General features: G+C 56.4%; 1 protein-coding gene and 1 tRNA gene. One reads left to right on the top strand and one right to left on the bottom strand.

From position 1 onward, the window contains the following. Nucleotides 1-5: 5 nt before the first annotated feature. A tRNA-Met gene (locus E8Q41_RS22605) sits at nucleotides 6-82 on the top strand. Nucleotides 83-553: 471 nt separating this feature from the next. On the opposite strand, the gene E8Q41_RS22600 is transcribed toward E8Q41_RS22605, so the two are convergent. Beyond that, the coding region (locus E8Q41_RS22600) for an IS5 family transposase (RefSeq protein ID WP_137157834.1) at nucleotides 554-918 on the bottom strand (365 nt) is incomplete at its 5' end.

Genomic DNA, 918 nt, shown 5'->3' with positions numbered 1-918 from the left:
GATAACGCGGGGTGGAGCAGCCCGGTAGCTCGTCAGGCTCATAACCTGAAGGCCGCAGGTTCAAATCCTGCCCCCGCAACCAAAAAAATCTCAGACATCCCAAAAAGCCCCGTGCAGAAATGCAGCGGGGCTGTTTGCGTTTGAGCAATCCAGTCCCGAACAATCCCTCAGACGATCAACACCATCGATCCCGTGGTCTTGCGGCCTTCGAGCAAGGCATGGGCTTCAGTCGCCTGACGGAGAGGACGGAGGTCGGGGGCGTTGATCCGCACCGCGCCCGTCCTGATGCGGGAAAACAGGTCGGCGCAGCGCTCAAGAAGCTCCGCGCGCTCCTCGATATAGTCAAACGAGTATCTGACCGAACAACTCCGCTGGCAGAGCTCCATTCAGCCGAGTTTAATGGTCAAGAAATGAGCTGCGAGTGCGACGACTTTTCACTGAGCGGAGAATTGATTGCCACCGGATGGCCTTGGTGCGCGGGTCGTTAAATCCGGTGTCGTATCTGATCGGCTATGACGTTGGTGCCGGGATCATGGTCTAGGCTCAGGACTCATTAATCGAGATAGTAGCAGCATGTGGCTGCGATGAGGATTGCGGAGAAGAAGGTGTGCGTGCATCGATCATAGCGTGTTGCGATGCGCCTCCAGTCCTTTATCCTAACGAACATGTTCTCGATGCGGTGTCTTTGTTTATAAAGGGTCTCGTCGAAGGAGGGTGGATTCTTCCTGTTCTTGCGTGGTGGAATGCAGGGCAAAATTCCCTTGTCTTTCAAGCCATCGCGAAACCAGTCGGCATCATAGCCACGATCGGCAAGCAGTTCCTTTGCGCGCGGCAGACGCTCGAGCAACTGCCGCGCGCCGTTGTAGTCGCTGACTTGGCCCGCCGTTAGCAGCAAAAGCAACGGCCGTCCCATTCCGT

Source organism: Rhizobium sp. FKL33 (genome assembly GCF_005222915.1).
Classification (GTDB): domain Bacteria; phylum Pseudomonadota; class Alphaproteobacteria; order Rhizobiales; family Rhizobiaceae; genus Rhizobium_E.
The sequence above is the reverse complement of the archived record's forward strand: the minus strand, read 5'-3'. Positions and strand labels throughout refer to the sequence as shown.